The organism is Rhodococcus sp. (in: high G+C Gram-positive bacteria), assembly GCF_049286785.1.
In the GTDB taxonomy this organism is placed as follows: Bacteria; Actinomycetota; Actinomycetes; order Mycobacteriales; family Mycobacteriaceae; genus Rhodococcus_F.
This window is the reverse complement of the sequence record NZ_JBAQEO010000125.1, coordinates 1-3,443: the sequence shown is the minus strand read 5'-3', so window position 1 is coordinate 3,443 and position 3,443 is coordinate 1. Positions and strand designations below refer to the sequence as shown.

Annotated in this window: 5 protein-coding genes and 2 pseudogenes; 3 read left to right on the top strand and 4 right to left on the bottom strand. The window is 65.2% G+C overall.

Features of this window, described 5'->3' with window-relative positions; all coding sequences use genetic code 11:
• Nucleotides 1–831: pseudogene (locus WAW17_RS04975) on the top strand (hypothetical protein); the annotation flags it as partial.
• A gap of 79 nt (nucleotides 832–910) precedes the next feature.
• On the opposite strand, the gene WAW17_RS04970 reads toward WAW17_RS04975, so the two are convergent.
• The 4 genes from WAW17_RS04970 to WAW17_RS04955 form a co-directional block, all read right to left on the bottom strand.
• Nucleotides 911–1,288: an SHOCT domain-containing protein gene (locus WAW17_RS04970; protein WP_422331896.1), complete on the bottom strand. Its 378-nt coding sequence runs from the start codon at nucleotides 1,286–1,288 to the stop codon at nucleotides 911–913.
• Nucleotides 1,289–1,318: 30 nt separating this feature from the next.
• Nucleotides 1,319–1,612, bottom strand: coding sequence for an SHOCT domain-containing protein (locus tag WAW17_RS04965; RefSeq protein WP_422331895.1), 294 nt, complete (start codon nucleotides 1,610–1,612; stop codon nucleotides 1,319–1,321).
• A 25-nt stretch (nucleotides 1,613–1,637) separates the two neighbouring features.
• Complete coding sequence (locus WAW17_RS04960) at nucleotides 1,638–2,087, bottom strand: DUF6325 family protein (protein WP_422331894.1); 450 nt, start codon at nucleotides 2,085–2,087, stop codon at nucleotides 1,638–1,640.
• Between the two features lie 130 nt (nucleotides 2,088–2,217).
• Nucleotides 2,218–2,475: a three-helix bundle dimerization domain-containing protein gene (locus tag WAW17_RS04955; protein WP_422331893.1), complete on the bottom strand. Its 258-nt coding sequence runs from the start codon at nucleotides 2,473–2,475 to the stop codon at nucleotides 2,218–2,220.
• 216 nt (nucleotides 2,476–2,691) lie between these two features.
• Here WAW17_RS04955 and WAW17_RS04950 point away from each other — a divergent pair, with 216 nt between their 5' ends.
• Together WAW17_RS04950 and WAW17_RS04945 are read left to right on the top strand one after the other, a co-directional pair.
• Complete coding sequence (locus tag WAW17_RS04950; protein WP_422331892.1) at nucleotides 2,692–3,135, top strand: DUF7144 family membrane protein; 444 nt, start codon at nucleotides 2,692–2,694, stop codon at nucleotides 3,133–3,135.
• Nucleotides 3,136–3,291: 156 nt separating this feature from the next.
• Nucleotides 3,292–3,443 (top strand): annotated as a pseudogene (locus tag WAW17_RS04945) (polyphosphate kinase 2); the annotation flags it as partial.

Here is a 3,443-nt window from a genome sequence, read left to right as displayed (position 1 = left end):
GTGGCGGTGGTGACGGGGAACTACGGTGTCAGTTCGGTGGAGGTCGACCGGAGTGGCACCGTCAGCATCTCGCTGGGGACGATCATCGACAGGGTGAAGGCCGCACTCGTCGAACGGGGTTTCGCGTTCGCCGACAAGATCCCCGCGGTCGACAAGCAATTCGTGCTGTTCCAGTCCCCTGAACTGGTGAGAGCGCAACGCGCCGTCAATGCGCTGGACAAGGTCTCGGCTGTGCTGCCGTGGCTGGGCATCGCCTGCGCGGCCGCCGCTGTCGCCGTCGCCCCCACCGGCCGGCGGCTGCGGGCCCTCTCCCTCGCCGGCCTCTCGATCGCCCTGGGGATGCTCGTCCTCGCCGTCGGGATTCTCGTCGGACGCGCGATCTACCTCGACAGCGTCCCACCCGACATCCTGTCTCCCGACGCCGCGAGAGCGGTCATCGACACCGTCCTGGTCCCGCTGCGCACGAGTCTGCGAGCAGTCGCGGTGCTCGGTCTGGTGATCGCGATCGGCGCCTACCTCACCGGCGGCTCGTCCTCGGCAACCGCCGTGCGTCGCGGGTTCGGGCAGGCACTGGACTCCGTCCGGCGATCCGGCAGCGGCCGGCCGCCGAACGAGGTGGAGCGGTGGGCCAATCAGCTGCGAGTTCCACTACGCTGCACGATCATCGGGATAGCAGCTCTGATGCTGATGTTCTGGCGCTACCCCACCGGTCTCGTCGTTCTGTGGATCGTGCTCGGCGCTCTGCTCGCACTCCTGGCTCTCGAACTGCTGATCCGTCCCGCCCGCACATCCACCGCGCGGGACACCACCGAGCGGGCGACTGCGGGGTGACCTTCAAAACCCGCAACCGGTGAACACGTTCCCCCGGTGTCGATGACAGATCCGTCGATGACAGATCCTACGGTGTGGCCTACGTGAGGGTGTTCGCCTTGATTGCTTGGAACTCCTCGTCGGTGATCGTCCCGGAATCGAGCAGCGCCTTCGCATCCGAGATCTGCTGAGCCGGAGACTTCCCGGCGACGTCCCGGATGTAGGTGTCCTGAGCCTGCTTCATCTGCTGGGCGGCGGCCATCGACCGCCTCGCCATGCCGTCACCCTTGACGATCACGTAGATCAGCGCCGACAAGAAGGGAACGAAGAACAGGAAGAAGATCCAGATCGCCTTCACCCACCCCGACGTCTTGTGGTCCCGGAACAGGTCGGTGATGATCGAGAACAGCACACTCAGGTACGCCACGAAGGCGAAACAGACGAAGATGAACCAGAAGAACTCCCAGAAACCTTCCATTTTCGGCGCTCCGTCCACTCGGTGTTGCGGTCAGGAGGCCAGGATTCTGGCCTTCTCGGCGGTGAATTCTTCCTCGGTGAGGACTCCCTGATCGCGGAGTTCACCGAGCTGTTTCAGGGCGGCAATGCGATCGATGCCCCCGGACGACGGTGCGGGTGGTGGTGGTGGCGGCGGTGCTTGCGGTGGCGGCGGCGCCTCGTACTGTGGGGCGGGTTCATTCGCCGACCAGCGCTGGCCTTGCCGCCGCGAGACCCGGTTGGAGACGGCGGTCGCTGTGCCCGCCACCACGGCGGTGCGGGCTACCCCGCGCAGGAGTCCTGGCATTGTGTGCTCCTCAGCTCTCGAGTGGTCAGCTGGCAGCGTCGAGCGCGTCGAGCGCCGCCAGGATGCCCTGGATGGGGATGCGGCCGGAGGCGACGAGTTGGGCACCCTCACGCCGTAGGGCCGAGGCGAACGGTGCCGCCCAACGGTTCTCGTAGACGAGGACCGCTCCGGAGCATCCGGGTTCGAGAACGGATGCGGCTTCCTCGAGGTCGGGCCGGTCGATCAGACCAGACGTCGCCTCGGCGAACAGCGTCACGTCGATGGCGCCCTCGAAGCCGAGGTCCTCGACCGCGATCCTGGTCAGAGAGCCGTCGGTTTCCTTTCGGACGAAGACCAGATCGAGCACCCGGATGATCTGTCGCTCGACCAGGTCGATCAGGTGCGGCAGTGCGGACCCATCGGGTTGCCGGTCGGCGGGGAACTCCACGACGAGATAGTCGATGGGACCGAGCTCGTCGAATTCGGTGTCGTTCACGGCAGGACCTCTCTTCCGGAGACAGCAGCGGTTGAGCGTGCGGTGGCCGCCGTTTTCTTCGATCCCGGCAGCGACGATCCCTCCCGGGGAGTTTCAGTATCCCACTTGCAGGAACGGCGAGAGCGCATTTTCACCGTAGATGCGGTGCCTCATCCGAGATCCGGCACCGCGGGTGGGAAGACGGGTTCGGCTGCCACTGGTCGGCGATGTCTCGCCTGGCAGCCTTCTCGACGAGCAGCGGCACGAAGTCACGAATCCTGCCAGTTGCGAAACGCTTGTGAATGGTGCGCACTGCGTCCTCGATGTCCGCGGGTGAGATGGACGGGTACCGAGTGATCAGCCGCGCGATGACCTTTTCGACTTGGAGCAATTCGTCATCGGCGGTCATCGATTCATCGTCATCCTCGCTGTGAGCAGCGGTCAAGTCTCGAAACGGACTCGGAGAACAACACGCTTCGGACAGTCGCAGGCGACCTCCGCCGGATCTGGAGGCAATGCCACATCCAGGCTTGTCGGAACCGCTCATTCTGCGACGAAGGCCGGGCGAAGCGGTGCAGGATAGCAGTACCGGACCAGTCGGCCCGCCGCCAGGAAGGGGACACACATGTCCGAACCAATGTCGGTCAAGCAGGGTGTCGCAGCAGGCACGGCGATCGGAGCGGCCATCATCATGGTCACCGTTGGCATCATCCAGTTTTTCCAAGGTGTCGCTGCGGTCGCCGAGAACGAGGTATTCGTAGTGGGGTTGGAGTACACCTACAAGTTCGACCTCACCACCTGGGGTTGGATTCACATCGTGCTGGGCGTGCTGGTCGCGGTAGTCGGTCTCGCGCTGTTCACCGGAGCGGGATGGGCGCGGGTCTCGGCGATCGTGGTCGCCGCTATCTCGATTCTCGCGAACTTCCTGTGGCTGCCGTACTACCCGTGGTGGTCGCTGCTCATCATCGCCCTCGACGTCGTGGTGATCTGGGCGGTGTCGACCTGGACGCCGGACTACTCCGACCGCGGAAGGCAGGACTACCGGTCACCCGCGTCCCCGACCGGGTAGCGGTCCGAGCGGCGGGCGCGAGAGGCCCTGAGGCGCAACTGTGGGACGGAAATCCGAGCACAAGAAACACCAGGGTAAGACGTCGGGGACACTACATCGGTCGCACCCTGTTCCACAGCGCTGCACGAGCCCGGCGCCGCGGAACAGGGTGCGCCGATGCAGAGCGAGCCGATGAAGAACAAGGAGTACCGCCGCCTGCTCCGGCCGCTGCACGCCGAACTCGTCGCCCTGCAGGAGTGGGTGAAAGCCTCCGGCGCGCGGATCTGCATCGTATTCGAGGGTCGTGACACCGCCGGCAAGGGCGGCGT

Coding starts and splice junctions, on each gene's coding strand:
- WAW17_RS04970 (WP_422331896.1), bottom strand. CDS start 1,288: ATGGAAGGTTTCTGGGAGTTCTTCTGGTTCATCTTCGTCTGTTTCGCC.
- WAW17_RS04965 (WP_422331895.1), bottom strand. CDS start 1,612: ATGCCAGGACTCCTGCGCGGGGTAGCCCGCACCGCCGTGGTGGCGGGC.
- WAW17_RS04955 (WP_422331893.1), bottom strand. CDS start 2,475: ATGACCGCCGATGACGAATTGCTCCAAGTCGAAAAGGTCATCGCGCGG.
- WAW17_RS04950 (WP_422331892.1), top strand. CDS start 2,692: ATGTCCGAACCAATGTCGGTCAAGCAGGGTGTCGCAGCAGGCACGGCG.